Below are 26,350 nucleotides of genomic sequence, written 5' to 3'. Positions count from 1 at the left end.
GATAGGCTCCTATCATATACTATCCTAGCTTTTTGTTAGGAAGGAGTCTTTCCAATGGTACTATCTGTTCCATTATTACTACTCGCATTAGCAGTTAGCATTGACAGTTTTAGTGTAGGTTTCACATACGGTCTTAGGAAAATGCGAATTCCTTTTAAGTCAATCGCGGTCATTTCTTTGTGTTCTGCAGGAACACTCACTGTAGGGATGATTATCGGTCATTTCATTGAGTCAATCTTATCACCTGATATTGCTGAGAGTATTGGGGGAGTCATACTCATTTTATTAGGGGCTTGGGTGCTGGCTCAGTTTTTTCGATCAGAGAAATCCTCTTCCAATATGCTTCCCTACCCAAAAACAATCATTGATTTTGAGATAAAGTCTCTTGGGATTGTCATTCAAATATTACGAAAGCCGATGTCAGCAGACTTTGATCAATCGGGTACGATTAATGGTATTGAAGCATATATGCTTGGATTAGCGTTATCTTTAGACGCTTTTGGAGCTGGGATTGGAGCTGCGATGTTAGACTTTTCTCCAACTTTATTGGGGACCGCAGTCGCAGTTATGTGTTTTCTCTTTATTTATGTCGGGTTGCAGCTTGGGAAACATTTTTCAGAAAATAGCTGGCTTCAGCGGTTTGCTTTTTTACCAGGGGTATTGTTAATTATTATTGGAATATGGAAAATATGAAAAAACCAAAGCCTCCTCTAATGGAGGCTTTTACACTAAACGGAGGGGTGAATATGACCTTAGTTATTGGATTAACGGGTGGAATTGCTAGTGGGAAAAGTACAGTGGCAGATATGTTTAAGGAAATGGGAATAGAGGTCATTGACGCAGACATAGAGGCAAGGAAGGCGGTAGAGGTAGGTGAAGTAGCATACAATCAAATTGTTACATACTTTGGTGAAGGTATACTGAATGATGATCGAACCATTAACCGCTCTAAGTTAGGTGAAATTATTTTTCATGACAGTAAGAAAAGACAAATATTAAATGAGATTGTTCATCCAGACGTACGGAGAAGGATGAATGATAAGAAAGAATCAGCTATTTTACGGAGAGAAAGGATAGTTGTGTTGGACATTCCGCTTCTTTTTGAAAGCGGATTAAAGCAAATGGTTGATGTAGTCCTTCTTGTATATGTAGAGAATGATGTTCAACTCCAGCGCTTGATAAATAGAAATCAGTTAACGAAGAAGGAAGCTCTTGCCCGAATACAATCCCAAATGCCAATTTCTGAAAAACGGAAGCTTGCGGATATAGTGATTAATAATAATGGAACGATTGAGGAAACGAAAAAGCAACTTAATGAGCTTATTACTGAATGGAAAACCATCACAAAATAACGTGATGGTTTTTTTGATGAAATTAGGTTTTTTTATCACCACAATTCATGGTTAATATGTTATACTATTGTTAAATTACCGAAATAAAGTATAACACTTTTGAAGGGAGCCGTAACATGAAGGCGAGAGTAGCGATTAATGGGTTTGGAAGAATAGGAAGAATGGTTTTTAGAAAGGCAATTTGTGATGATTCACTTGAAATAGTAGCCATTAATGCTAGTTATCCTGCGGAAACATTAGCCCATTTAATAAAGTATGACACAAATCATGGGAAGTTTGATGGTGACGTTGTGCCTGACCATGATTCCTTATTGGTGAATGGAAAAAGGGTGAAACTAATTAATCATCGTAACCCCGAAGAGCTTCCATGGAATTCACTTAAGATTGATATTGTTATTGAGGCAACTGGTAAATTCAACGCAAGAGAGAAGGCAAGTCTTCACTTAAAAGCGGGTGCAAAGAAGGTTATCCTAACAGCGCCAGGTAAAGGGGAAGATATAACAATCGTAATGGGTGTAAATGAGGACCAATTAAATATATATGAGCATGATATTATTTCAAATGCTTCTTGTACAACCAATTGTTTAGCTCCTGTTGTAAGGGTCCTTGAAGATAAGTTTGGTATTATCAATGGTTTAATGACTACCGTACACGCGTACACAAACGATCAAAAAAACATTGATAATCCGCATAAGGACCTTAGAAGGGCTAGAGCTTGTGGGCAATCAATTATTCCGACAAGCACCGGTGCAGCTAAGGCTCTTTCACTAGTCATTCCCAAAATGAAAGGGAAGCTACATGGAATGTCATTAAGAGTTCCAACAACCAATGTTTCATTAGTCGACTTGGTTGTAGATTTAAAACGTGAAGTAACCATAGATGAAGTAAATGATGTTTTTGACGCAGCCTCTAAAGAAGAATTAAAGGGGATACTCGCCATTACAGAAGAGCCACTAGTATCGGTTGACTTTAATACGAATGAGCACTCTGCTATTATTGATGGGTTGTCAACAATGGTTATAGGTGCAAACAAGGTAAAGGTTCTTGCATGGTACGATAATGAGTGGGGTTATTCTTGTCGTGTCGTTGATCTAACGAAACATGTGGCTGAGCAGCTTTCTTTAGTATCAGAAAATATTAAACAAGTAAGCTCCATGTAAGTAATCAGTCTTCTGAGAAATCCTCAGAAGACTGATTTTTTGTTTGAAATTTATGAAGAGATTTTACTTTTCTCTAATTTGTTTCATCTTTTTTTAAATACATTATTGCAAAAAAAAAACAAACAAAGTATACTAGTCATCGTGAACTTCTTGAAATTTGGAATCTATATCTACTTAAAGGGTTAGGACCTCTTTGGACTAACTTTCCCCCGTGGTAGTTATAATCCAAAAAATTAGGGAAATTCAGTTACTGTAGTAAAAATGGTTAAAGGGGGAAATTTGAATATGGAAACTATGGGTCGTCACGTTATTTCTGAGTTATGGGGTTGTGATTTTGAAAAATTAAATGATTTGGAGCAAATTGAGCAAATTTTTGCTGATGCAGCATTAAAGTCTGGTGCTGAAATTCGCGAGGTTGCTTTTCATAAATTTGCACCACAAGGTGTGAGTGGAGTTGTTATTATCTCTGAATCACATTTAACTATTCACAGCTTTCCTGAACATGGCTATGCTAGTATTGATGTGTATACTTGTGGAGACATGGATCCTAATATCGCTGCAGACTATATCGCTGAAGCATTAGGTGCTCAAACTCGTGAGAACATCGAAATTCCTCGTGGAATGGGTCCTGTTCAAGTTAAACAAGCAAAAGCGAAAGTACTATAATCGTAGCTTACTAAACTTAATGAAATTCGAGAGGTGTATATCATACACCTCTTTTTAATTTCTCTTTTAAAAATGAAACATTAACATAGGTAGTCCTTTTAGGTGTAAAATAAATGTACATACATCTTTCTGTTTGGAGGAATAAATATGTCATTTGTAAAAAATATCATTAGACAATTTAATAGGCAATGTGAAACAAAAGAAAATCATGTGGATGAAGAGCTTAAAACAAGATATTACCGTGTGAATCTTCAATCTTTGTTTCAATCCGTCAAGGAAATCATTGAAAATGATCAGCATGCAAAATTGGTAAGTGAATCAATTGATCACGGAGAGATTGCAGTTGAAATAAATCGTGGAAAAAAAATGTTCGCTATTATTACAATTATAACTGTTAAGCCTTATGAAACTGCTGTAGATATAAATGTTTCAACCGAACAAACAGTGCTGATGGGAGCCTTCCCAAGTTTAAAAGCTGAAATTATTCGTATCTACCAAGAGCTTGATAAGAAGCATACGTATATAGGTGTTGGAAAACACGCTGGAGAATAGAATTACTTGTACTACAAATAAAGTTTTAATAAGATAGTGTTAGATTCAGAAGAATCCATACTGTTTCGGAGTTGATGTTATGAAATGTCCTGCATGTCAAAATAATCATACTCGTGTTCTCGATTCAAGACCTGTCGATGAAAATAGATCCATTCGCAGAAGAAGAGAGTGTGAGAAATGTTCCTTTCGTTTTACAACCTTTGAAAAGGTAGAGGAAATTCCTTTGATTGTCGTAAAAAAGGAAGGGACAAGAGAAGAGTTTAGTCGTGATAAGATTCTACGTGGTCTTATTAAAGCTTGTGAAAAAAGACCTGTTGCTTTGTCTGAATTAGAAAAAATAACTTCTGATATTGAAAAAGAGCTTCGCAGTCATGGAGTTTCAGAAATAAAAAGTGAAGCAGTTGGAGAAATGGTCATGGATCGTTTAGCAAAATTAGACGAGGTTGCGTACGTACGATTTGCCTCCGTATATAGACAATTTAAAGATATTAATGTATTTATCGAAGAACTGAAGGAACTAATAAAAAAGGAATAGCAGGAAAGCTTGTTTTTAAAGAGAGGAAATGAAGCCTATGGCTCAGCATTGGCAGGAAATGCTACCAGTGGATCGCTATGAGGTGACCTCAAATGGTTTGTTATATGAGTATGATCGGAAGGTGTTGACTCTTTTATATCAGCCATTGATTGGACCAATAGCGTATAGTCTCTATATGACCCTTTGGGCACAAATAGATGAGAATCGCTTAATGGCGGATGGTAGTTCACATCATGCGCTTATGAATGTAATGGATAGTAATTTAAAACAAATTTACGACGCCCGTCTAAAATTAGAAGGAATTGGCCTTCTCTCGACGTATGTGCGGACGGAGGAAGGGCTTCGATCATTTGTCTATGAAATAAAGCCGCCTATTACACCTAGTCAATTTTTTCTAGATGGAATGCTAAATGTATATTTGTATCGAAAAGTAGGAAAAAATCAATTCTTGAAATTAAAGAGATTTTTTAGTGATGAACATTTCTTGGATAAAGAAAAAGGGTATGAGAATGTAACCAGATCTTTTCAAGAAGTATTTGATTCTGCTGTTCCAGGTAGCCCTTCATCGCATATGGTAGAAGACCTTAGACTTGAAGAACAACGTGTTTACCTTGATCGAGCAACTTCGGAGACCATAAAGGTTGATGAAGAACATTTTGATTTTGACTTGCTTCTTGCAGGTCTATCAGAAGTGCTAGTTCCTAAGCGTGCTATCAACAAAAAGGTGCGAGAAGCAATAGCAAAACTTTCCTTCCTCTATGGGATTGATCCAATCCAAATGAAAAATATTGTGATTAGTGCGGTGGATGAATCAAATGAAATCCAAATTGATGATCTTAGAAAATCCGCTAGAGATTGGTATCAGCTCAACTATTCTGACCAACTCCCATTATTAATAGATAAAATACAACCACTTCCACATGTGACAAAGGTGGAGGAACCCAAAACTCAAGAAGAAAAATTAGTTCACTACCTTGAAAAAACATCCCCTCGACAATTATTAATTGATATATCTGGTGGGGGAGAACCTGCGAAAAGTGATTTGCAAATTGTTGAAGATGTTATGTTTCAACAAAAGCTTCTCCCAGGCGTTGTGAACGTCCTCATTCAGTACGTATTGTTAAAAACAGATATGAAGTTAACGAAGGCTTATGTTGATAAAATTGCTTCTCATTGGGCCCGCAAAAAGGTTCAAACGGTATCCGAAGCAATGGATCTTGCCAAAAAAGAACATCGACAATACTTAGACTGGGCAGAAGGGAAGCAAACGAATACCCAAACAGGAAAGCCTAATGCCAGAAAAAAGGCAATCCGAACAGAAAGCCTACCGGAATGGTTTGATAAAAATGAGGAGCATACGAATCAGAAGTCCTCAGACAATAAAGAGATGGAAGAGAAAAAACGTGCTTTACAGGAGAAATTAAAAAGGTTTAAAAGCTAGGAGGTGAGTGTTTGGAACCCATCAACGAAACATTAAAAAAACTTGCAGCTAGCCCAAGCTTTCAGGAGCGGTACGAACGACAAAAAAGACAAGTGATGCAACATCCGGATATCCGAGAATTTATTGCGAAGCACAGTGACATCCTTACGAGCCAAATGATTGAGCGAAATTTGGCCAAGCTCTATGAGTACTCAACACAATGTACGGAATGTACGGAGTGTCCAAGTCTTGAGAGTTGTAAAAATATTATGCAAGGCTATCAGCCGGAATTAGTTCTTGTACGTGGAAGCATAGAGATTCATTATGACCGTTGTCCAAGAAAGGTTATGGCGGATGAAAGAAGGAAAAGTGAAAAACTCATTCAAAGTATGTATATGCCAAAAGAAATTTTGAAGGCTAGTTTTTCCGACATAGACACTGAGGGGGATTATGCAGGAAGGTTAGAAGCAATTGATCTAGCTGCTGATTTCATCCTTAATTATCATCCCGATACAATGCAAAAGGGACTATATTTGTATGGGAAATTCGGTGTCGGAAAATCTTATTTACTTGGAGCGATTGCAAATGATCTTGCAAAGAAAAAAGTCTCTTCTATGATTGTCTATTTTCCAGAACTGATCAGAGAATTAAAGAGCTCCATCGGTAATTCTACACTGAATGAAAAAATTGAAAAAGTGAAGAGAGTACCGGTTTTAATGATTGATGATATAGGTGCAGAGACGATGTCAAGCTGGGCAAGGGATGAAGTGTTGGGAACGATTCTCCAATTCCGTATGCTTGAAAACCTCCCTACTTTCTTTACCTCTAATTTTGACTTTGACGGGTTAGAAGTACATTTAACCTATAGTCAACGTGGAGAAGAAGAGAAGATGAAGGCAAGAAGGCTTCTAGAGAGGATAAGATATCTAGCGACCCCGGTCCAAGTGGATGGACCAAATAGAAGAAAATAAGTGAAAATAAGAGCCTGTGGAAAAAGTCCACGGGCTCTTATTCTATTTTGACCAAGTTCCCCATATACATGAAAGCAGAGACTGTGGAAAGTCACATGCATGCATGGACCTTTCGGAGCGTTGATTTCATAAAAAGGGGGGATTTGGTTGATTGAGATCATTTTCCAAAATAAAGAGGATGCGAAAAGATTTCACCAATTGCTAAGGAAACACGCACAGTCCTCACTCCATTTGAATCATGATACTCTTCTTATCGAAGATAAACATATAGTAAAATGCGATGCAAAACTTGAAGATGTGGTTGTGAAAAAAGCATTTGGACAGTTTATTCAGGAAATCAAATTCATAGATTGGTCTCGAGAAATTTTAAAGAAGCATTTTTGTTATGAGGACGAACATGAACAGGAGCAAATATTAGATATTATTACTTCGATTGTAGACGGAAACAGGAGGGAGCTACTATCGTTTGTTGACGTGAATGAGCTAAACAACCTGGTGGAGTCAGCTATCAATGAATTGCTCTCCCAGCGTTTGTCTTTCTCGTTTGACTCTTTTCTTCGTTTTCGACTGCGGTCCATTACCTCTCTCATAGAGAGGGTAGTAGAGGTTGCGATTGATGAGTATAAGCTTGAACAAGATTATCAAATCTTTGTCCATACACTCAGAGATTTTTTAGCTGGAAGGAGCACAATCAAAAAGGTGATCCATTTAATTGTCTCTGATTCCATTACATTTTTTGATGAGGAATTCTATGAGTTAAGGAGAAAGGAAATCCTCCAGCTTATTGATCGAAAACTTCTTTCTAATCACCCAGTCTACATTGATAGTGTAACGATTGCTCCATTACTTTCAATTGCCCCCAAAAAGATATATTTATACACTGATGAGCCGGAACAGCCATTGGTTCGAACCATCTGTAATCTTTTTGAGGAAAGAGTCGTTGTATCAGCAATGAACTTATTTCATGATCGTAAAAGGAATTTTGCCCTCGCCGCTGATGAGAATTTCTAGATAGATACTTGCTTTTCTCTAATGAACAAACTATAATACGTACATAATAAGGTACAACTATATGATATAAATGTTATGATGAGGATATGAGCGTTTTGTATACGGTTATCAGAGAGGGAAGGCTTGGCTGGAAACTTCCTAACACGATTGAATAGCTTACCACCTCTAAACATCAGCCTTGAACAATTTATTTAAGTATGGGCTGACGGGAAAAGTCCGTTATCTATTTATCTAAAGTCATTTTGATGATTCGTCAAAGTGAAAATTAGGGTGGAACCACGTGTTGTTAATAAACTCGTCCCTTTCCGAGGGATGAGTTTTTTTATTTAATTTTACATTTTAGGAGGAAATAGTTATGTCAAATGTTGTAAATCTAACGTTCCCTGACGGAGCAGTAAAGGAGTTTCCGTTTGGAGCAACAACAGAAGATGTTGCTGCCTCCATTAGCCCAGGGCTTAAAAAGAAGGCATTGGCTGGAAAAGTAGATGGCCAATTGTATGATCTTAAACGTCCGATTGAGCAAGATGGAGCAATTGAAATTGTCACTCAGGATAGCGCAGAAGCACTTGAAATCCTTAGACATAGTAGTGCCCACTTAATGGCACAAGCGATTAAGCGCCTTTACAAAAATGTTAAGCTTGGCGTTGGTCCAGTAATTGAAGGTGGATTCTACTACGATGTAGACATTGAGGAATCATTAACACCAGAGGATCTCCCGCTAATTGAAAAAGAAATGAAAAAAATTATTAATGAAAACATCGAAATCGTTCGTAAGGAGGTAAGTCGTGAAGAGGCGATTGAACTTTACAAAGAGATTGGCGATGAATACAAGCTCGAGTTGATTGAAGCTATTCCTGCTGGAGAAACAGTCACTCTCTATGAACAAGGTGACTTCTTTGACTTATGTCGCGGGGTACATGTTCCATCAACAGGAAAATTAAAGGAAGTTAAGCTTCTTAGTATTGCTGGTGCTTACTGGAGAGGTGATAGCGATAACAAGATGCTTCAGCGTATTTACGGAACGGCTTTCTTTAAGAAAGAAGACTTGGCAGAGCATTTGCGTCTTCTTGAAGAAGCAAAAGAGCGTGACCATAGGAAGATTGGTAAAGAATTAAACTTATTTATGAACTCTCAAAAAGTAGGACAAGGTCTTCCGATGTGGTTACCAAAGGGTGCTACAATACGTCGTATTATCGAGAGATACATCGTTGATAAAGAGTCGCGCCTTGGTTATGACCATGTGTACACTCCGGTGATGGGAAGTGTTGATTTATATAAAACATCAGGACATTGGGATCACTATCAAGAAGACATGTTCCCGGTTATGGAGATGGACAATGAGCAGCTGGTTCTTCGTCCGATGAATTGTCCGCACCATATGATGATTTATAAGCACGGTATTCATAGTTATCGTGAGCTTCCTATTCGTATTGCCGAGCTTGGAACTATGCACCGCTACGAGATGTCTGGGGCATTATCTGGCCTTCAACGTGTGCGTGGGATGACGTTAAACGATGCACATATCTTCGTTCGTCCAGATCAAATTAAGGATGAGTTTAAACGAGTGGTAGGTTTGGTGCTCGAAGTATACAAGGATTTTAACATCAATGACTACTCGTTCCGCCTATCTTACCGAGATCCTGAAGATAAAGAAAAGTATTTTGATGATGATCAAATGTGGGAAAAGGCTCAAAGCATGTTAAAAGAAGCAATGGATGACCTAGGGTTAAATTATTTTGAAGCAGAGGGTGAAGCGGCTTTTTATGGTCCGAAACTCGATGTTCAGGTGAAGACAGCTCTTGGAAAGGAAGAAACCCTTTCTACTGTCCAATTAGACTTCTTATTACCAGAACGCTTTGATTTAAGCTACGTGGGCGAGGATGGAAAACAGCACCGTCCTGTAGTTATTCACCGTGGAGTCGTTTCAACGATGGAGCGTTTTGTTGCGTTTTTAATCGAAGAATACAAAGGAGCTTTTCCTACTTGGTTAGCACCTGTACAGGTTCAAGTGATTCCTGTTTCTCCTGATGTACACTTTGACTACGCGAAGCAAGTTCAAGAGCTTCTTCAGGCAGAAGGAATTCGTGTCGAAATCGATGATCGTAATGAGAAGATTGGTTACAAGATTCGTGAAGCACAAATGCAAAAGACTCCTTACATGCTAGTTGTTGGTGACAATGAAGTGGCAGAGAAGGCAGTGAATGTACGAAAATATGGAGAGCAGAAATCAGAGGTTGTTTCCTTTGAAACGTTCATTGAAGCTTTGAAAAATGAAGTGAAACGCTAAATATTTTCGCGTGGGAGGATGAGTAATCATCCTCTTTATGTTTATTTTTTTGAAAAGGTATTGCCACAAACGTATATTTTTGATACAATTCATTTCGTTGTGATAAAACAGTGTTTCGTTGACATGACTATTTTAATGTGATATAGTTGCTTAGGTAAATTGAATACGAGTTTGAGATAAAGAAGAAGCACCCGCTTCTCACCTGATTGACGCCTAGGGCAGTTGGCAGGTTTTACGAAAAGGCTTATTACCGTATGGGTATCGTAAAGTGTGGGTGTGTTCATCCGCACTTTTTTTATTTTTCTTATTGAAAATGAATTCTTCTTAACCCAAACGTTGTATTCGCATTAAACCTTGGAGGTGTCCAGCTATTAGCAAAGACATGTTGTTGAACGAGGGTATTCGTGCCCGCGAAGTACGTCTAATTGATCAAAATGGCGAACAACTAGGCATTAAAACAAAAATCGAAGCACTTGAGATTGCTACACGTGTAAATCTTGACGTTGTTCTTGTTGCTCCAAACGCTAAACCACCAGTAGCTCGTATTATGGACTATGGTAAGTTTAAGTTTGAACAGCAGAAAAAGGATAAAGAAGCACGTAAAAATCAAAAAATTATTACTACTAAAGAAGTTCGACTTAGCCCAACCATTGATGAGCATGACTTTAATACAAAGTTACGTAATGCGATTAAATTCTTGGAAAAAGGCGATAAAGTAAAAGCATCGATTCGATTTAAAGGTCGTGCAATTACACATAAAGAGATCGGACAACGTGTTTTAGTCCGCTTTGCAGAAGCTTGTAAAGAAGTAGCAACAGTGGAATCTCATCCGAAAATGGATGGCAGAAGCATGTTCATGACATTAGCACCTAAAAACGACAAGTAATGAGGAGGAATCCCTAATGCCAAAAATGAAAACTCACCGCGGCGCAGCAAAGCGTTTCAAGAGAACAGGATCTGGTAAACTGAAGCGTTCACATGCTTACAGAAGCCATTTATTCGCTAACAAATCTACAAAGCAAAAGCGTAAGCTTCGTAAAGGAACTCTAGTTTCTTCAGGCGATTACAAGCGCATCCGTAACTTACTAGTAAATCTTAAGTAATTGCAAATTAGGAGGGAAAACATATGCCACGTGTTAAAGGCGGTACAGTAACTCGCAGACGTCGTAAAAAAGTTATTAAATTAGCAAAAGGTTATTATGGTTCAAAACATACATTATATAAAGTAGCTAACCAACAGGTTATGAAATCTCTAATGTATGCATTCCGCGATCGTCGCCAAAAGAAGCGCGACTTCCGTAAATTATGGATCACTCGTATCAATGCAGCAGCTCGCATGAACGGTCTTTCTTACAGCCGTTTAATGCACGGTTTAAGCGTTGCAGGTATCGAAGTAAACCGTAAAATGCTTGCTGAACTTGCAGTAAGCGATGAAAAAGCATTTGCTCAATTAGCTGATGCAGCTAAGCAAAGCCTTGCAAAATAATTGACTTATAAGTCTATAAAAGCCATTCTCTAAGTAGAGAGTGGCTTTTTTAATGTTTCGAGGAGGTACATATGCTTACTTATATTTCTATTTATTTATTAGTAATAAATATGGTCAGTTGTCTGGTGATGTATGCTGATAAGCAGAAGGCTAAAAAGAATGAATATCGAATTAGAGAATCGACACTCTGGCAATTCGCTTTTATTGGCGGAGCATTAGGCGCTTTGATAGGAATGAAGTGTTTCCGTCATAAAACAAAGCATCAAAGCTTTAAGTGGGGATTGCCGTTTTTGACCGTTCTTCAAATCGGTCTATTGGTTTTCTTTGTATGGAATTAAGGGAATAGTTGTCATAGAAATGGACCCTCCTCGATAAGCTGTAATAGACATCTAGAAACTGCTTAAGAGGGTGATCATTTGAATGAGGATTTAGCATTACTTCTTGTCATGTTTCAGGCTGGTGGAGTTTTCACCCCGATTATTTTTGTTATTTTCCATACATTACGACAGTTTTTATTTATTCCTGTAGTTATCATTTGTATTGCTGGTGGAGTTCTTTTTGGGACGGTGGCGGGTACTATATACTCGCTCATTGGATTAATGATTAGCAGTGTACTCTTTTTTGTTCTCGTTTCAAGATTTCCGCGGACACAGGAGAAACTGTCTTCGATTCGGAAAAAGTGGTTTGGTGAGTATCGGAATTTAACGGTTAGTCAGATATCAATTTTACGCCTTGTTCCTTTTGTTCATTATCAGCTATTAAATTTTTGTTTAATGGAAAGACACCGAGGCTTCAAGGAGTATTTTAAGGCTACGTTTATTACAAATCTCCCATTGGCTTTCTTCTACACTGTCTTTGGGCAATTTATTAGTCAATTTACACCAACGATGATCGTAATTATTCTGTTTTCTTTATCCATTCTTGTTTATTTGTTAAGGGAGAAAATGACCATCATTAAGTGGGGAGACTTTTTTAAGGAAACAAAATTAGAGAAGCAGGGATAGTAAAAACGTTCAGGGGGTTTTCGCCCTTGAACGTTTATTTTTTCATAAATTCATGAATGGGACTTTTCCAGTCAATTTTTGCATTTGGATAAAATACAGCTACTTCCATTTCGATGTAACGGAAATCTTCTTTTGACAAACCATTTAATGCAGCAGTACTATGGGGCCAAATGAAAATGGAAACAACCTCAAAGGTATTTTCGGTTGTACCTAAGTATTTTTCGCCTTCGAACAGAACTCCTTTATAAGTTAAGAGGAAATTCTTTCGAACATTTTTTATATCATCAAGTAAAAAGAATTGTTTTTGCTCGTGAGCTAGCTCCAATTTTCGTTTTGGATTTAACACAAATTTGAAGGCACTGTATATTAAAAATAAGATAAATGCAATTAGGAGCATACGTAGAAGCCACATCATACTTAAGCCCTCCACTTTAAATTTTACCTTATATACGTGTTTCATTCGAAAAAGGTTTCATAAATTATTGCTTTTAAGTGAATTTTTTTCTTACTTTCATTATGATTAAAGTAATATACATAGAAATGAGTGAAATGATGGATTTACGAGAGTTGTTTGAGATGCAAAAAGGTTTGGATGAACATATAGCAAAAACCCACCAATTACAAACAGATAGTCTAATTAGTCGAAAGGTTCTAGCGCTGTTAGTTGAATTAGGGGAACTAGCAAATGAGACACGTTGCTTTAAGTTTTGGAGTGTAAAAGGAGCTTCCCCTAAAGAAGTCATTCTTGAGGAATTTGTAGATGGGGTTCATTTCATTTTATCATTAGGCCTTGATTGTGCATTTGACCACAATGTACATATAGAAGATCTTGTGTTAGTTGAGGAAAATGTCACTAATCAATTTTTAACCATGTATGAAACCGTTCATCGCTTTTCTGGAGAAAGGACCTTAGATGCGTATCGTCATATGTTAGAAAGTTATTTTGTTTTAGGTAAAATGCTTGGTTTTTCGTCCGAAGAGATAAAAGAAGCATATATCTCTAAAAATGAAGTAAATTATAAAAGGCAGAAGGAAGGGTACTGACTTATACTTTGTGCAATTAACATGTAGCTAGTATACTATTAATAGAATACATATTAAGGGAGTCGAAATAAATGACGAAGCTTGATGAGACTTTAGCAATGCTCAAGGAACTAACAGATGCAAAAGGGATTCCGGGAAATGAGCGTGAGCCAAGAGAAGTTATGAATAAGCATATCGCTCCTTATGCGGATGAAGTAACAACTGATGGACTTGGAAGCTTAATAGCTAAAAAAGTGGGAGACGCGAACGGTCCAAAGGTAATGGTCGCTGGACATTTGGATGAAGTAGGTTTCATGATCACACAAATTGATGATAAAGGGTTTCTACGCTTCCAAACGGTTGGTGGCTGGTGGTCACAGGTTATGTTAGCACAGCGAGTGACGATTGTGACAAGAAAGGGCGATCTAACGGGAGTGATTGGCTCAAAGCCACCACATATCTTGTCTCCTGAAGCTAGGAAAAAGCCTGTAGAAATTAAAGAAATGTTTATTGATATTGGTGCATCAAGTCGTGACGAAGCAACAGAGTGGGGAGTACGCCCTGGTGACATGGTTGTTCCATACTTTGAGTTTACCGTTATGAACAATGAAAAACTTTTATTAGCAAAAGCTTGGGATAATCGTATTGGCTGTGCCATTGCGATAGATGTTTTGAAGCAATTAAAGAATGAAGAGCATCCAAATATTGTGTACGGGGTTGGAAGTGTTCAAGAAGAGGTGGGCTTACGTGGTGCCCGTACTTCGGCTGCAACAATCGAGCCTGATATTGGCTTCGGAGTAGATGTTGGGATCGCAGGGGACACTCCTGGTGTATCTGAAAAGGAAGCACAAAGTAAAATGGGCAAAGGCCCACAGATTATTTTATATGATGCAAGCATGGTGTCTCATAAGGGACTAAGAGATTTAGTTACTGACACTGCAGACGAACTTGGAATTCCATATCAATTTGATGCCATTGCGGGCGGTGGAACAGATGCTGGTTCCATTCATATTTCTCATAAAGGCGCTCCGTCCTTGGCAATTACGATTGCTACACGCTACATCCATTCACATGCAGCGATGCTGCACCGTGACGACTACGAGAATGCCGTCAAGCTAATCGTTGAAGTCATCAAGCGTCTAGACCGAGAAACAGTCGACCGCATTACACTTGAATAGAAAACAAAGAAAGACAGCATGCTAGCCATGCTGTCTTTCTTTGTTAAACAAGGAGGACTGTCCACCTCAGGCGTACAAAATCACTCCAATTGTCCACGAGGGGTGACAGACACCGTAATTGGTTTATTTTAGGCCGTTTTCTAATGTTTGGAGCATTTCGCTTTTTTCTTGGTCGGATGCATTTTTCCAGATCACTTCAAAGAGCACTCCAAGTCCTGGAAGCATCTTTTCTTCACCGTTTTGGATTGCGTCTACAATCGTGTCTCTTAGTTCATCTTGTGAATTTCCAGATACATTATGAATAACAGCATTTCTTAAATTAAGATTCATTTTTACCCACTCCTTCTTCATTTTCTTTAATATGTTTTCTAATTTTGTTATTATTATGTACTTAAGTTACGCTATAATAAGAAAACCCGAGAAAAAAGGAAAGAAGGGGTTTTGTATTGAAGTATATTCAATCGAGTAGTAACCCAAAGGTTAAGCAATGGAAGAAACTCTTAACGAAAAAAGAACGTGATAAAACAGGTTTGTTTATAGTCGAAGGGTTCCATTTAGTGGAGGAAGCGCTTAAAGCTGGACGCATTGAAGAAATCATTGTACAGGAAAACATTGATCTTCCTTCAAGCTTTGATTACGGATCAACACCTGTTTCATCTGTCCCAGTTGATATCATTAAGTTATTGGCTGAAACAGATACACCACAGGGAATTTTCGCTATTTGTCATCAAGAACAGCAGCCATCCAATACAGAGGGAGTATCCTATCTATTAATTGATGCTGTACAGGACCCAGGAAATTTAGGAACGATGATTCGTACGGCTGATGCTGCTGGAGTGGATGTTGTTGTAGTTGGCAACGGGAGCGTTGATATGTACAATTCTAAAGTCCTTAGATCAGCGCAAGGAAGTCATTTTCACCTTCCCGTCATTAAAGGTGATATTTCTGCTTGGACAAATAATCTACTAGACCAAGGGATCCCTGTCTATGGAACAGCCTTAGAGAATGCGGAACCGTTCCACCAAATACAATCAACAGGTTCATACGCTTTAATCGTAGGAAATGAAGGTAATGGTGTAAGTAAAGAGCTACTAAGTAAAACAACAGCCAATCTTTATATTCCGATTCATGGAAAAAGTGAGTCATTAAATGTTGCTGTAGCAACAGGAATTTTGTTATATTACTTACGTGCGTAATAAAGGCTTATCCCCTAATAAATTGGGTTTGTAATAAGCAGAAAAGTATAATATAATTAACAGCAAAAATTACATACAAAAAAACGATGACGGAGAAAAGTAGTTACTACCATCTATCTTAGGGAAAAAATGCCTTAGACTGAAAGCATTTTTATAGAAAAAGTAAACGAAGTTCACCTCCCGAGTTGGCATCGGGACCACTTCATTAGAAGAAGTGTAAAGATGCACCGGTTTAAAGCCGTTATCAGCAATGAAGTGAATGTAGGAAGAATGATGTCCTGCATTAATTAAGGGTGGTACCGCGACTATTAAACCTCGTCCCTTTCTAGGGATGGGGTTTTTATTGTGTCTAAAAATCAAAAGGAGGAAACAACATGGAGCAACGCTTGGTAGAGCTTCAGCAAGAAGCGCTTGAAGGAATAAAGAAAGCGACTGATTTAAAGGAACTAAATGACATTCGTGTATCGTATCTAGGGAAAAAAGGCCCGATCACCGAAGTCCTAAAAGGAATGGGAAAACTTTCGGCTGAAGAACGTCCTAAAATGGGAGCTTTAGCAAACGAAGTAAGAGATGTGATTGCACAGGCAATTGAAGAGAAGCAATCTATCTTAGAAGAAGAAGCGGTAGCAAAAAAGCTTGCTTCTGAAACAATTGATGTCACACTCCCTGGACGCCAAGTAAAAACGGGGAATCATCATCCATTAACTAGAATTATTGAGGAAATTGAAGACCTATTTATTGGAATGGGATACACCATTGCTGAAGGGCCAGAAGTTGAAAGTGACTACTATAATTTTGAGGCCTTAAATTTACCGAAGGGTCATCCAGCACGAGATATGCAGGACTCTTTTTACATTACAGAGGAGCTTCTACTTCGCACTCATACTTCTCCAATGCAGGCTAGAACGATGGAAAAACAAAATGGAAAAGGACCTGTAAAAATTATATGTCCGGGTAAAGTGTACCGTCGTGATAATGATGATGCGACTCACTCACATCAGTTCATGCAAATTGAAGGGCTTGTTGTTGACGAAAATATTCAAATGAGTGACCTTAAGGGTACATTAGATGTATTTGCAAAGAAGATGTTTGGAGAAGATCGAGAGATCCGCTTACGTCCTAGCTTCTTCCCGTTTACAGAACCCTCTGTAGAGATGGATATTTCTTGTAAGATTTGTAGTGGGAAAGGATGTAACGTATGTAAGGGAACCGGTTGGATTGAAGTCCTAGGTGCTGGTATGGTTCATCCGAATGTACTTGAAATGGCTGGTTACGATTCGAAGAAATATACAGGATTTGCGTTTGGAATTGGCTCTGAACGAATCGCAATGCTTAAATACGGCATCGATGATATTCGTCATTACTATACAAATGATGTTCGTTTCTTAAAGCAATTTTCGATACACGAATAGGAGGATAACAAGAGATGTTTGTTTCTTATAAATGGCTTCAAGAGTACGTGGACCTATCAGGTGTCACTGCTACTGAACTAGCGGATAAAATCACAAAAAGCGGGATTGAAGTGGAAGGCGTTGAAATCCTTAATGAAGGCATGAAGGGTCTTGTAGTTGGTCATGTGTTAGAACGTGAGCAGCATCCAAATGCCGATAAGTTAAATAAATGTCTAGTAGATGTTGGGGAAGAAGAGCCAGTTCAAATTATCTGTGGTGCGCCCAATGTCGACAAAGGTCAACATGTAATCGTTGCTAAGGTTGGAGCAGTTCTTCCAGGGAACTTTAAAATTAAGAAAGCAAAACTACGTGGTGAAGAGTCTCACGGAATGATTTGTTCTTTACAGGAGCTAGGAGTGGAAAGCAAGTTTGTTGCCAAGGAATTCTCTGAAGGGATCTTCGTATTCCCAAATGAGGTAACTGTTGGGGACGACGCGCTGGAGTTATTAAATCGTGACGATCAAATATTAGAACTAGGTTTAACGCCAAATCGAGCGGATTGCTTAAGTATGCTAGGTGTGGCATACGAGGTTGCGGCGATTCTGGGCAGAGAAGTAAAGCTTCCAAAGCCAGAGGTTACATCAACTAGTGAAAAGGCTAGCGATTATATTTCTGTTACGGTGGATGCTGCTGAAGACAATCCATTATACGTTGCAAAGGTAATTAAAAACGTAAAGGTTGGTCCTTCTCCATTATGGATGCAAACACGCCTTATGGCAGCGGGTGTTCGTCCTCACAATAATGTAGTTGATATTACAAATTATATTTTAATGGAATATGGTCAACCGCTTCATGCCTTTGACTATGATCGTTTTGGTTCAAAAGAGATCCTCGTGCGTCGTGCTCATCAAGGTGAAAGCATGACAACGCTTGATGATACAAAACGTACATTAACTACAGACCATCTCGTAATTACAAACGGAAAAGAACCAGTTGCATTAGCAGGAGTAATGGGTGGAGCGAATTCTGAGGTAGAAACAGGTACGACAACCGTATTACTGGAGTCTGCATACTTTGTTGGAGCATCTATTCGTAAAGCTTCAAAGGATCACGGCTTGCGCAGTGAAGCGAGTGCTCGTTATGAAAAAGGTGTGGATCCAAATCGTGTTAGAGCTGCAGCAGAAAGAGCAGCTGAGCTATTAGCACTGTATGCGAACGGAGAAGTATTAGAAGGATCAGTTGAGGCGGATACTCTAAAAGTAGAACCGGCCGTTATTTCCATTACGTTAGAAAAAATCAATGGTGTACTTGGTACCGATATTTCTATGGATGCGGTTAAGGACATCTTTGCTCGTCTTCAATTTACGACATCCGTTGAAGGGAACGAAATTACTGTAACCGTACCTACTCGACGTGGTGATATTACTATTGAGGAAGACTTGGTTGAAGAAGTTGGAAGAATTTACGGTTATGACAATATCCCTAAAACTCTTCCGAAGGGTGCTTCTACTCCAGGGAAATTAAGTGATTATCAAAAGAAGCGTAGAATTGTTCGCCGTTACTTAGAAAGTGCTGGACTATACCAAGCGGTCACTTATTCCCTCACAAATGAGGCAAAAGCAACTCAATTTGCTCTAGATAACCGTGAACCTGTTAAGCTTGCGATGCCGATGAGTGAAGATCGAAGTGTACTACGTCTAAGTATTTTGCCACAGCTCTTAGAGGTCGTAAAATACAATTCAGCTCGCCAAAATGATAGTATTGCATTATATGAAACAGGTGCCGTGTTCCTTTCGACAGAACAAGATAAGCTTCCAGAAGAGAAGGAACATCTGGCGGCAGCAATTACTGGCTTATGGCATCAGCAACCATGGCAGGGAGAGAAGAAGGTCGTTGATTATTATGTTCTTAAAGGAGTTCTTGAGGGGCTACTCGCTCGTTTAGGCCTAACAGGAAGAGTGGAATTCTGTCAAGCGACGGTAGAAGGGATGCATCCAGGAAGAACAGCTGATCTTCTTTTAGATAATAAGAAAATTGGTTTTGTCGGACAAATTCATCCAAACGTTCAAAAAGAATTAGATTTGAAAGAAACGTATGTATTTGAACTCTCTTTGAAAGCCTTACTTGAGGCTGAGATAGCTCCATTACGATACGAATCCATTCCTCGTTATCCATCAATCACACGCGATATCGCATTGGTTGTCGACAAGAAAGTGGTTGCAGGAAAGATTTCCGACATTATTACAGAAGCTGGTGGCAACCTACTGAAGGATGTGTCTGTGTTTGATCTCTATGAAGGAGATCGCTTAGAAGAAGGAAAGAAATCAATTGCCTTCTCGCTAAAATACTTCGATCCTGAAAAAACTCTAACAGATGAAGAAGTAACTAAGGCACATGATAAGGTTTTACAAGCAGTGAAGGAAGAAGCTGGAGCTGTATTAAGAGGATAAAATGATGGAGGAGCATCCCCATAATTGGGAATGCTCCTTTGTTTATTTTCTTGCTACAAGATTCCAGGCTTTATCTGTGTTCGCAAAATGGAGCTTAACAAAGTGAGGGAGACAATCCTTTCCTTTGGTTTTAATTAATTTTGCGGCAGCAGCATCTACTTGTGTGCCAGCGCCCTTTGGAATGGTAAACCCAGCTTCCTTTGAAAGTTTAGCAAAATGTTGAACAAAAGCATATCTAGCAAGTATTGATGCGGCAGCTACAGCCAGATGTACGCTTTCTCCTTTCGTGGAAAAATAGACATTTTCGCGTTGAATCACTTTTTGTCCCTTTAGATATTGGTAGTAAACATCTTCTTTGGCAAATTGATCAATCAAGATAGCTTCTGGTTTTTCTGGTGCGATTTTTTTTAATACATGACCAATTGCTTGATTATGTAAAAGAGCTTTCAGTTTCCCCTGTGACATGCCTGACTGCTGGAGCTGATTATATTTTTCATTATGCAAAGTTAACAAGCTGTATGGAATAACATCTTTTATTGCTTTTGCAATGGCAGCGATTTGTTCATCTTTCAAGCCTTTTGAATCCTTTACCCCTAGTTCTTTTAAAAGCGGGATATGCTCCTTTTTCACATAAGCGGCTACAACAGTCATTGGCCCAAAATAATCACCGGTACCAACCTCATCTGACCCCACTACCGAAAGTGACTCAAAATCGTCTGGGAGGTGACTTCTTTTCGGTGTACTTCCTTCAGTGCTAGCTTGCTCACTAACACCCCATTTCCTTGCTTCTGTCTCACATGTAGGCCCTTGAAATAGAACTTTCCCTGAATTATAAGCTGTGATGGAGCAACCCGACACCTTTGCTGAGAAAACCCCACCAGGGGGTGCTTTTGGCAAAAGGCATTTTTGATAATACTGTTCCATCTTTTTTATTTGTTCACCTGACAGTTTTAATACAATTTGACTCATTTTACACTCTCCAGTAAAATACATATTTTTCCTTCATTCGTCTGATTTTGACATTCTTAACTTCCCACTCAAATAATATTCATGGTATGATATAGTGTAGGATTCTTATGAATGGGGGCAATGCTGTGTCTGAAGCAGAAAAAAAGCGCACAACGGTTGAGATATACGGGCAACAGTATGTAATTGTTGGCAATGAAAGTGTTGAACATGTTCGATTGGTTGCCTCTTTGGTCAATAATAAAATGCGCGAAATTGGTCAGAAGAATCCCTCACTAGATAGTACCAAACTAGCAGTCCTTACAGCTGTGAATGCTGTAAATGATTATCTGAAAATAAAGGATCAACTTGAGCGCTTAGAAACTGAATTAAAGAGGTAAAGGATTGAATAATATGCTAAATCTTGCTATTGTCATTATATTATTATTAGGATTACTTGTTGGGCTTCGTAGAGGGTTTATCCTTCAATTTATTCATCTAACTGGATTTATTATTGCATTTATTGTTGCAAAGGTCTATTATTCGGAACTAGCACCAAAATTAACCCTTTGGATTCCATATCCAAGCTTTGGTAATGCATCCGAACTACAAATTATCTTCTCAGAAGGCAATATTGAGGATGCTTATTATCGTGGAATTGCCTTTGTTGGGATTTTCTTTGCGGTTAAGATTGTATTACAAATAATTGGAAGTATGCTAGATTTTGTTTCCAATCTACCAATTTTAAAGACCTTTAATCGTTGGGCCGGAGGAATACTTGGATTTTTAGAGGTGTATTTGCTCTTATTTATTATTTTATACATAGCAGTACTTTTACCAATTGAAATGGTCCAATCACCAATAGCTAGCTCTTCTTTAGCAAAGGGTATAGTTGAAAATACTCCTTACTTATCTAATCTTGTAAAAGAACTATGAGGATAACTTAAATGAGACCTTAATAGACTACTTCTCTTTTTCATAAGAGAAGTTTTATTTTGTTTCTATTTCAAAACTTTTTCGTTTACCGTACGTACATAAATACATACTAGGGTTTACGAAACGTATTAAATTATTGGTGAAATAGAAGCGAATCATTCATAATGGGATATAGCGAAAGTAGGTGGATAGTGTGGCAATACAAAAAAAAGAAGTGATTCGTTTACTTGAAACGATTGCAACTTATATGGAGTTAAAAGGTGAAAATACATTCAAAGTATCTGCTTTTAGGAAGGCAGCAAATAGCCTTGAAATAAATGAGCAAGACCTATCACAAATCAATGATTTTACCACCATTTCTGGTATCGGCAAGGGGACAGCCTCTGTCATTACAGAATTTATAAAAGAGGGTCAATCTACTGTGCTAAAGGAGCTTCAGGAAGAGGTGCCAAAGGGATTAATTCCACTACTGCAGTTACCTGGCCTAGGTGGGAAAAAGATTGCCAAGCTATACAAAGAGCTGTTGATAACGAATGTACATGAGTTAAAGCAGGCATGTCTAGACAAAAAGGTGAGAGAGCTTGCGGGATTTGGTGGGAAAACAGAGGAGAAAATTCTGCAATCAATTCACTCATTCGGTACCCAACCAGACCGACTACCGCTTGCCTACATGTTACCGGTTGCACGAAAAATAGAGTTGGCTCTATCCGAGATGAATGGAATCATTCGCTTTTCTAGAGCGGGTAGTATCAGAAGAATGAAGGAAACGATAAAGGACTTAGATTTCATCATCTCAACGTCAAATCCGCAATTGGTAAAAGAACAACTGCTCTCAATAAATCAAATAAAAGAGGTTGTTTCAAAAGGAGATACAAAGGTTTCAATCATCCTGGAATTGGAATTTGACGTTTCCATTGATTTTCGCCTTGTGACGGATGAAGAATTTATCACTACTTTACACCATTTCACTGGCTCAAAGGACCATAATGTAAGGATGCGTCAGTTAGCGAAGGAACGTGGAGAAAAAATAAGTGAATATGGTGTTGAAAATACCGAGACTGGGGAAATAGTAACTTTTGCTAGTGAAGAGGAGTTTTTTGCTCACTTTGGTTTGCCTTTTATTCCACCGGAAATGCGTGAGGATGGAACAGAAGTGGAACAGTATAAAGAGGAGCTTGAAATCATTGCTCTTAACCATATAAAAGGTGATCTCCACATGCATTCTACTTGGAGTGATGGCACACATTCAATCGAGCAAATGGTAGAAGCTTGTCGGGCAAAAGGGTATGAATATATGGCCATTACCGATCACTCGCAATATTTAAAGGTGGCGAATGGACTTACGGTCGAACGTTTGCTGAAACAACGAAAAGAAATTGATGAACTGAATCGTAAATATGATGATATTACCATTTTAGCTGGTATAGAAATGGATATTTTACCTGATGGCTCTCTTGATTATGAGGATGATGTTCTCGAACAAATGGACTTCGTGATTGCTTCTATTCATTCCTCTTTTTCACAATCGCAGGAAAAGATTATGGATCGTCTGACAACGGCTTTGAAAAACAAACATGTTCATATGATTGCACATCCGACAGGCAGAAAGATTGGGAAGAGGGACGGATATTCAGTAGATATTAAGCAATTAATTGAACTCGCAAAAGAAACAAATACATGGTTGGAATTAAATGCGAATCCAAATCGACTTGACCTTTCCTCAGAACATGTTCGTATGGCCCAAGAAGCAGGAGTAAAACTTGTCATTAATACGGATGCTCATATGGTTGAAACCTTAGCTCATATGGATACAGGAATATCTGCAGCGAAAAAAGGATGGATTCAAAAACATTCTGTTATCAATTCGTTGCCCAAGGAAGAATTACTAGAACTCATAAGAAGGCAAAAAGAAGATAGAAGATAGAATTTTGGATAGGAGGTACACTCCATGCAAGAAAGAGTTTTAAAGGTATTGGAATTTACAAAAGTAAAAGAGCAGCTAATTGAGCATGCTTCTTCAACCTTAGGAAAAGACAAAGTGAAGACGTTAGTCCCTTCTACAGATTTTGACGAGGTGCTGCGCAGTCAGGAAGAAACAGATGAAGCTGCAAAGGTTCTTCGATTAAAAGGGAATGTTCCTCTTGCAGGAATTTACGATATAAGAATGCAAATAAGACGTTCCGCTATTGGTGGGGTGTTAAGTCCACTTGAACTTGTACAAATTGCGAGTACGATACATGCGAGCCGGATGATGCGCCGATTTATAGAAGATATGGTTGAACAAGGAATAGAAATTCCTGTTTTAAATGAATATGCAGGTAATATCATTGTCCTTGCCGAGCTGGAAGAGCCAATCCGCATGGCGGTCGATGAAGGTGGAGAGGTTCTTGATACAGCGAGTGAAACATTACGCTCTCTTAGAAGTCAGCTTCGTACAAAGGAAGCCAGGGTACGTGAACGACTTGAATCAATGATTCGCTCTTCTAATGCGGCTAAAATGCTTTCAGATGCCATTATAACCATTCGAAATGATCGGTTTGTTATACCAGTAAAGCAAGAATATCGTGGGCATTACGGTGGGATTATTCACGATCAAAGTTCTTCAGGCCAAACATTGTTTATTGAACCACAAACAATCGTACAATTAAACAACGATGTGCAAGCAATTCGTGTCAAGGAGAAGCAAGAAATCGAGCGTATTTTGGTTGAGCTATCAGGAAAAGTGGGACAGTTTGAGAGTGAGTTAAATGTAATTGTAGGGATTTTAACAGACCTCGACTTTATGTTTGCAAAAGCAAGATATAGTAAAAGAATAAAGGGCTCAAAACCAAAAATGAATAATGATGGACACATTTCCTTGTTTAAAGCTAGACACCCTTTAATTGCTATGGATGAGGTAGTCCCGAATGATATTATACTCGGTAAGGATTATTCCACGATTGTCATAACTGGACCCAATACGGGTGGAAAGACAGTTACACTAAAAACGGTTGGTTTATGTACGTTAATGGCTCAGGCTGGATTACAAATACCCGCCCTTGATGGATCAGAATTGGCTGTGTTTGGCGAGGTTTTTGCCGATATTGGAGATGAACAATCCATTGAACAAAGCCTAAGTACTTTCTCCTCTCATATGGTGAATATTGTAGATATATTAAATGATGTGAGCTTTGATAGTCTTGTTCTTTTTGATGAGCTTGGTGCAGGTACAGACCCGCAGGAAGGGGCTGCACTAGCGATTTCTATTTTAGACACTGTCTACAAAACAGGAGCTAGGGTGGTTGCAACGACCCATTATCCTGAATTGAAGGCATATGGATATAACCGTGAAGGGGTTATAAATGCAAGTGTTGAATTTGATATTGAAACATTAAGTCCTACGTATAAGCTCTTAATAGGAGTTCCAGGTCGAAGCAATGCGTTTGAAATTTCAAAGCGTCTTGGGTTAAAGGAAAAAGTAATTCACATGGCAAGGTCGCATGTTAGCTCTGAAAGTAACGAAGTGGACCAAATGATAGCTGCCCTTGAGACAAGTAAAAAACAAGCAGAAAATGAATTAGAAGAGGCACATGACACATTAAGGCAAGCTGAAAAGCTTCATAAAGATCTTCAAGAGGAAATTGTATCCTATTATAAAGAAAAAGATTTGTTACGGGAAAAAGCCGAGCGTGAAGCACAAGAAATAATAGAAAAAGCAAAACAAGAAGCCGAAGAAGTGATCCGAGACCTGCGTCGAATGAGGATAGAGAAGAAAGCTGATGTGAAAGAACATGAGCTAATTGATGCTAAGAAAAGATTGAATGAAGCGGTCCCTGTTTCAGAAAAAACAGTGAACAATGAGGGAAGAAAACAGCGACATACATTCCATGTAGGTGACGAGGTAAAGGTATTAACTTTTGACCAAAAGGGACATTTGGTTGAGAAGGTGTCTGATAATGAGTGGCAGGTTCAAATAGGGATACTTAAAATGAAGGTCAAAGAAAAGGATTTAGAATTTATTCAATCGGAAACACCAAAAGTCCAAAAGCATGTCACAACGATTCAGGGAAGAGATTCGACTGTTTCTATAGAGCTAGATCTTAGAGGCGAACGTTATGATAATGCTCTCTTGAGAGTGGAAAAATACATCGACGATGCCTTATTATCTAATTATCCAAGAGTTTCAATTATTCATGGAAAAGGGACTGGGGCACTAAGGCAGGGTGTACAAGAGTACTTGAAAAATCATCGGTCTGTAAAAAAGATTCGCTTTGGTGAGGCCGGAGAAGGCGGTTCTGGTGTAACGATCGTTGAATTCAAGTAGGTAGGAGGAAGAGGAAGTTGAACGGTTTTTGGGAGAATGAATTTGTTCATATAGCCGCATATTGTAGTGTCGTTATTTTATGTATGATCGTGTTTCTCGCTATTTTTGAACTTGTTACGACATATCGGAACTGGGAAGAAATTCAAAATGGGAATGTTGCGGTTGCTATGGCAACCGGTGGGAAAATCTTTGGGATTGCCAATATTTTCAGGCATTCGATTGAGCAGCATGACTCACTAATAACCATGATTGGCTGGGGAGTATTTGGCTTTTTTTTACTATTGGTGGCTTACTTTATTTATGAGTTTTTAACACCAAAATTTAAAATTGATGAAGAAATAAAGAATGATAACCGAGCAGTAGGATTAATTTCAATGATTATTTCAGTAGGATTATCATATGTAATTGGGGCAGGTATATCTTAAAGGAGTACGTTAATGGAAAAGCTAGCAAAAATCCTTCTAATCTTTTGTGGAATATTTGT

Annotated in this window: 28 protein-coding genes and 3 other annotated features; of the genes, 25 read left to right on the top strand and 3 right to left on the bottom strand. The window is 38.5% G+C overall.

The features are described from left to right. Positions 1-54 precede the first annotated feature (54 nt). The 15 genes from ytaF to BKO01S_RS06075 all read left to right on the top strand — a co-directional run bounded on the left by ytaF (position 55) and on the right by BKO01S_RS06075 (position 12,444). On the top strand, positions 55-693 hold the full coding sequence (ytaF, locus tag BKO01S_RS06145; RefSeq protein WP_066050355.1) for a sporulation membrane protein YtaF: 639 nt from the start codon (positions 55-57) through the stop codon (positions 691-693). Between the two features lie 53 nt (positions 694-746). Beyond that, positions 747-1,352: a dephospho-CoA kinase gene (gene coaE, locus BKO01S_RS06140; RefSeq protein WP_066050594.1), complete on the top strand. Its 606-nt coding sequence runs from the start codon at positions 747-749 to the stop codon at positions 1,350-1,352. A gap of 116 nt (positions 1,353-1,468) precedes the next feature. Further along, on the top strand, positions 1,469-2,512 hold the full coding sequence (locus BKO01S_RS06135; RefSeq protein ID WP_066050352.1) for a glyceraldehyde-3-phosphate dehydrogenase: 1,044 nt from the start codon (positions 1,469-1,471) through the stop codon (positions 2,510-2,512). Between the two features lie 285 nt (positions 2,513-2,797). After that, positions 2,798-3,178 carry an adenosylmethionine decarboxylase gene (gene speD, locus BKO01S_RS06130; RefSeq protein ID WP_066050350.1) on the top strand — a complete coding sequence of 127 codons (381 nt, stop codon included), beginning with the start codon at positions 2,798-2,800 and terminating at the stop codon, positions 3,176-3,178. Between the two features lie 147 nt (positions 3,179-3,325). After that, positions 3,326-3,730, top strand: coding sequence for a hypothetical protein (locus BKO01S_RS06125; RefSeq protein WP_066050346.1), 405 nt, complete (start codon positions 3,326-3,328; stop codon positions 3,728-3,730). A 79-nt stretch (positions 3,731-3,809) separates the two neighbouring features. Beyond that, positions 3,810-4,265: a transcriptional regulator NrdR gene (nrdR, locus tag BKO01S_RS06120; protein WP_066050343.1), complete on the top strand. Its 456-nt coding sequence runs from the start codon at positions 3,810-3,812 to the stop codon at positions 4,263-4,265. A 37-nt stretch (positions 4,266-4,302) separates the two neighbouring features. Then, positions 4,303-5,706: a replication initiation and membrane attachment family protein gene (locus BKO01S_RS06115; RefSeq protein WP_066050340.1), complete on the top strand. Its 1,404-nt coding sequence runs from the start codon at positions 4,303-4,305 to the stop codon at positions 5,704-5,706. Positions 5,707-5,717: 11 nt separating this feature from the next. Continuing rightward, positions 5,718-6,656: a primosomal protein DnaI gene (gene dnaI / locus BKO01S_RS06110; RefSeq protein ID WP_066050336.1), complete on the top strand. Its 939-nt coding sequence runs from the start codon at positions 5,718-5,720 to the stop codon at positions 6,654-6,656. 147 nt (positions 6,657-6,803) lie between these two features. Continuing rightward, complete coding sequence (gene ytxC / locus BKO01S_RS06105; RefSeq protein ID WP_066050333.1) at positions 6,804-7,667, top strand: sporulation protein YtxC; 864 nt, start codon at positions 6,804-6,806, stop codon at positions 7,665-7,667. Positions 7,668-7,733: 66 nt separating this feature from the next. Next, positions 7,734-7,973 (top strand) — a binding site (T-box leader). Positions 7,974-8,022: 49 nt separating this feature from the next. Then, entirely contained in the window at positions 8,023-9,954 is a 1,932-nt protein-coding gene (thrS, locus tag BKO01S_RS06100; RefSeq protein ID WP_066050330.1) for a threonine--tRNA ligase, read from the top strand. Between the two features lie 173 nt (positions 9,955-10,127). Continuing rightward, positions 10,128-10,256, top strand: a sequence feature (ribosomal protein L20 leader region). A gap of 80 nt (positions 10,257-10,336) precedes the next feature. After that, the gene (infC, locus tag BKO01S_RS06095; protein ID WP_066050327.1) at positions 10,337-10,840 is read left to right on the top strand and encodes a translation initiation factor IF-3; all 504 of its coding nucleotides are present in this window, start codon (positions 10,337-10,339) and stop codon (positions 10,838-10,840) included. 16 nt (positions 10,841-10,856) lie between these two features. Continuing rightward, complete coding sequence (gene rpmI / locus BKO01S_RS06090) at positions 10,857-11,057, top strand: 50S ribosomal protein L35 (RefSeq protein WP_066050326.1); 201 nt, start codon at positions 10,857-10,859, stop codon at positions 11,055-11,057. 23 nt (positions 11,058-11,080) lie between these two features. Continuing rightward, positions 11,081-11,440: a 50S ribosomal protein L20 gene (gene rplT, locus BKO01S_RS06085; protein WP_066050323.1), complete on the top strand. Its 360-nt coding sequence runs from the start codon at positions 11,081-11,083 to the stop codon at positions 11,438-11,440. Positions 11,441-11,511: 71 nt separating this feature from the next. Continuing rightward, entirely contained in the window at positions 11,512-11,778 is a 267-nt protein-coding gene (locus tag BKO01S_RS06080; protein WP_066050322.1) for a DUF1294 domain-containing protein, read from the top strand. A 78-nt stretch (positions 11,779-11,856) separates the two neighbouring features. Continuing rightward, on the top strand, positions 11,857-12,444 hold the full coding sequence (locus BKO01S_RS06075) for a TVP38/TMEM64 family protein (protein ID WP_066050318.1): 588 nt from the start codon (positions 11,857-11,859) through the stop codon (positions 12,442-12,444). 34 nt (positions 12,445-12,478) lie between these two features. Here the strand turns inward: BKO01S_RS06075 and BKO01S_RS06070 are convergent, their stop codons facing one another. Then, a complete protein-coding gene (locus BKO01S_RS06070; RefSeq protein ID WP_066050314.1) occupies positions 12,479-12,859 on the bottom strand; it encodes a sigma-w pathway protein ysdB in 381 nt (126 codons plus the stop codon). A 137-nt stretch (positions 12,860-12,996) separates the two neighbouring features. Between BKO01S_RS06070 and BKO01S_RS06065 the strand changes: the two genes are divergently transcribed. Further along, complete coding sequence (locus BKO01S_RS06065; protein ID WP_066050311.1) at positions 12,997-13,488, top strand: dUTP diphosphatase; 492 nt, start codon at positions 12,997-12,999, stop codon at positions 13,486-13,488. A 71-nt stretch (positions 13,489-13,559) separates the two neighbouring features. Then, on the top strand, positions 13,560-14,645 hold the full coding sequence (locus tag BKO01S_RS06060; protein WP_066050308.1) for a M42 family metallopeptidase: 1,086 nt from the start codon (positions 13,560-13,562) through the stop codon (positions 14,643-14,645). Between the two features lie 123 nt (positions 14,646-14,768). On the opposite strand, the gene sspI is transcribed toward BKO01S_RS06060, so the two are convergent. Next, positions 14,769-14,975 (bottom strand): small acid-soluble spore protein SspI, encoded by a 207-nt coding sequence (gene sspI, locus BKO01S_RS06055; protein ID WP_066050306.1) that lies wholly within the window; start codon positions 14,973-14,975, stop codon positions 14,769-14,771. A 116-nt stretch (positions 14,976-15,091) separates the two neighbouring features. Here sspI and BKO01S_RS06050 point away from each other — a divergent pair, with 116 nt between their 5' ends. The 3 genes from BKO01S_RS06050 (at position 15,092) to pheT (ending at position 19,682) form a co-directional block, all read left to right on the top strand. Continuing rightward, a complete protein-coding gene (locus tag BKO01S_RS06050) occupies positions 15,092-15,841 on the top strand; it encodes a TrmH family RNA methyltransferase (protein WP_066050303.1) in 750 nt (249 codons plus the stop codon). Positions 15,842-15,918: 77 nt separating this feature from the next. Continuing rightward, positions 15,919-16,167: a binding site (T-box leader), on the top strand. 48 nt (positions 16,168-16,215) lie between these two features. Next, positions 16,216-17,253, top strand: coding sequence for a phenylalanine--tRNA ligase subunit alpha (pheS, locus tag BKO01S_RS06045; protein WP_066050300.1), 1,038 nt, complete (start codon positions 16,216-16,218; stop codon positions 17,251-17,253). Positions 17,254-17,267: 14 nt separating this feature from the next. Continuing rightward, a complete protein-coding gene (gene pheT / locus BKO01S_RS06040; protein ID WP_066050297.1) occupies positions 17,268-19,682 on the top strand; it encodes a phenylalanine--tRNA ligase subunit beta in 2,415 nt (804 codons plus the stop codon). 42 nt (positions 19,683-19,724) lie between these two features. Here pheT and rnhC read toward each other — a convergent pair whose 3' ends face one another. Next, positions 19,725-20,651, bottom strand: coding sequence for a ribonuclease HIII (gene rnhC / locus BKO01S_RS06035; protein ID WP_066050294.1), 927 nt, complete (start codon positions 20,649-20,651; stop codon positions 19,725-19,727). A gap of 107 nt (positions 20,652-20,758) precedes the next feature. On the opposite strand from rnhC, the gene zapA reads away from it, so the two are divergent. The 5 genes from zapA (at position 20,759) to BKO01S_RS06010 (ending at position 26,291) form a co-directional block, all read left to right on the top strand. Beyond that, positions 20,759-21,028, top strand: a complete 270-nt coding sequence (gene zapA / locus BKO01S_RS06030) for a cell division protein ZapA (protein WP_439951029.1) — start codon at positions 20,759-20,761, stop codon at positions 21,026-21,028. Positions 21,029-21,041: 13 nt separating this feature from the next. Continuing rightward, on the top strand, positions 21,042-21,563 hold the full coding sequence (locus BKO01S_RS06025; RefSeq protein WP_066050590.1) for a CvpA family protein: 522 nt from the start codon (positions 21,042-21,044) through the stop codon (positions 21,561-21,563). 193 nt (positions 21,564-21,756) lie between these two features. Beyond that, positions 21,757-23,487, top strand: a complete 1,731-nt coding sequence (polX, locus tag BKO01S_RS06020; RefSeq protein ID WP_066050285.1) for a DNA polymerase/3'-5' exonuclease PolX — start codon at positions 21,757-21,759, stop codon at positions 23,485-23,487. A gap of 24 nt (positions 23,488-23,511) precedes the next feature. Continuing rightward, positions 23,512-25,866: an endonuclease MutS2 gene (locus BKO01S_RS06015; protein ID WP_066050282.1), complete on the top strand. Its 2,355-nt coding sequence runs from the start codon at positions 23,512-23,514 to the stop codon at positions 25,864-25,866. A gap of 17 nt (positions 25,867-25,883) precedes the next feature. After that, on the top strand, positions 25,884-26,291 hold the full coding sequence (locus tag BKO01S_RS06010) for a DUF350 domain-containing protein (RefSeq protein ID WP_066050279.1): 408 nt from the start codon (positions 25,884-25,886) through the stop codon (positions 26,289-26,291). Positions 26,292-26,350: the final 59 nt, after the last annotated feature.

The sequence above is a fragment of the Robertmurraya korlensis NBRC 107688 genome, from assembly GCF_001591645.1.
GTDB lineage: Bacteria > Bacillota > Bacilli > Bacillales > Cytobacillaceae > Robertmurraya_A.
Note: the sequence above shows the minus strand (reverse complement) of the source record. Positions and strands in the feature narration are given on the sequence as shown.